We start from the raw sequence: 268 nt of genomic DNA, 5'->3' as shown, positions 1-268 counted from the left end.
CTCCTGCAGCAGCGTGCGCGCGCCCGACAGGTCGCCAAGCTCCACGTATTCCAACGCCAGATCCAGCTTGTTGCGGGCAATGCGCGCAAGCTCCTCCGGCGTCAGTGCGGGCAGCTCGGCATCGGGGGCGGACGGCAGATCGAGATCGAAATCGAGCTTCAATGCACCGAACCGGGCGCCGAGCGGCGGCAGCGATGACGGCGTGGGCACCGTGGACGCGCCTCCCGCCTGCTCGGCAGGCGTGGTCGCATCCGGGTCCCAATCGAAC

General features: G+C 69.0%; 1 protein-coding gene. It reads right to left on the bottom strand.

Going from position 1 to position 268, the window contains the following annotated elements; all coding sequences use genetic code 11:
• The coding region (locus SB751_RS31130) for a FimV/HubP family polar landmark protein (protein ID WP_410749157.1) at positions 1 to 268 on the bottom strand (268 nt) is incomplete at both ends.

This window comes from Cupriavidus sp. SIMBA_020, assembly GCF_046535395.1.
GTDB lineage: Bacteria > Pseudomonadota > Gammaproteobacteria > Burkholderiales > Burkholderiaceae > Cupriavidus > Cupriavidus campinensis.
This window is presented reverse-complemented; position numbering and strand designations above follow the sequence as displayed.